Below are 1,320 nucleotides of genomic sequence, written 5' to 3'. Positions count from 1 at the left end.
TGAAGCGATCCGGTTCTGATGGAGGCTCGATTCCTTGAGAGGATCGAGTCATGGCACGTCTGTCCCCCTACCCCTCTGAGCTGCGCGAGCGTGCGGTGCGCATGGTCGCCGAGGTGCGCCCGAACTACCCGACCGAATGGGCGGCCATGAAGGCCGTCGCGGCCAAACTGGGCGTCAAGACGCCGGAGACGGTGCGGACCTGGGTGCGCAAGGCAGAGATCGACGCGGGCCGGCGGCCCGGAACGACATCGCAGGAAGCGGCGGAGATCAAGCGGCTGCGGGCGGAGAACGCCGAGCTGAAGCGGGCCAATGAGATCCTGAAGGCGGCGTCGGCTTTCTTCGCGGCCGAGCTCGACCGGCCACACAAGCGCTCGTAGCGTTCATCGACGAGTTCAAGCGGGTGTTCGGGGTCGAGCCGATCTGCCGTGTCCTGACGGGCCACGGGCTGAAGATCGCCACCAGCACCTATTACGCGGCCGTTCGCCGCGAGCCTTCCGCTCGCGCGCTGCGGGATGAGGAACTGAAGAAGGAGATCGCCCGCGTCCATCGGGACAATTACGGCGTCTACGGGTTCCGGAAGGTCTGGCGGCAGTTGCACCGCGAAGGGATCGCGGTGGCCCGTTGCACGGTCGCCCGGCTGATGCGCGAGCTTGGCCTTCAGGGCGCCCGCCGCGGCGGGAAGATCCGCACCACCGTCCGGGACGACAGACACCACCGAGCCGATGACCTGCTGCGACGGGACTTCACCGCGGACCGGCCCAACCAGCGGTGGGTGGCCGACTTCACCTACGTCCTGACCTGGGCTGGGGTCGTCTACGTCGCATTCGTCGTCGACGTCTACTCCCGCGCGATCGTCGGCTGGTCAGCCGCGACGACCAAGCGGGCCAAACTCGTCCTGGACGCCCTGGACATGGGGCTATGGCGACGTGATCGCGCTGGAAGGCCGGCCGGACCGGGTCTGGTGCATCACTCTGACGCCGGCAGCCAATACACATCCTTCGCCTTCACCGCTCATCTCATGGAGGCGAAGATCGACGCCTCGATCGGAACGATCGGCGACGCCCTCGACAACGCGTTGATGGAATCGGCGATCGGCCTGTTCAAGACCGAACTGATCAAACCCCGCACGCCCTGGAAGGGGCTGGCGGACGTCGAACTGGCCACCGCCGAATGGGTCGACTGGTTCAACAACCAGCGCATCCACACCGCCATCGGCAATGTCCCACCCGCCGAATACGAGACCGTCTACTACGCTCAACACCAGCCCCAACCGGCAGCTGGAGTCAGCATTTAGAGCCTCCACTGACCCCGGGCTGCTTC

1 protein-coding gene is annotated in these 1,320 nt (G+C 66.1%); it reads left to right on the top strand.

All coding sequences use genetic code 11. The features are described 5' to 3' along the window. The first annotated feature begins 50 nt into the window (after window positions 1–50). Window positions 51–1,294, top strand: a protein-coding gene (locus tag AW273_RS00010; RefSeq protein WP_157555491.1) for an IS3 family transposase whose coding sequence is annotated in 2 segments (ribosomal slippage) — window positions 51–333 and window positions 333–1,294 — 1,245 coding nt in all. Because the reading frame shifts where the segments join, the coding sequence is not laid out codon by codon here. Window positions 1,295–1,320: the final 26 nt, after the last annotated feature.

The sequence above is a fragment of the Herbidospora yilanensis genome (assembly GCF_001570565.1).
GTDB classification, from domain to species: Bacteria; Actinomycetota; Actinomycetes; order Streptosporangiales; family Streptosporangiaceae; genus Herbidospora; species Herbidospora yilanensis.
Note: the sequence above shows the minus strand (reverse complement) of the source record. Positions and strands in the feature narration are given on the sequence as shown.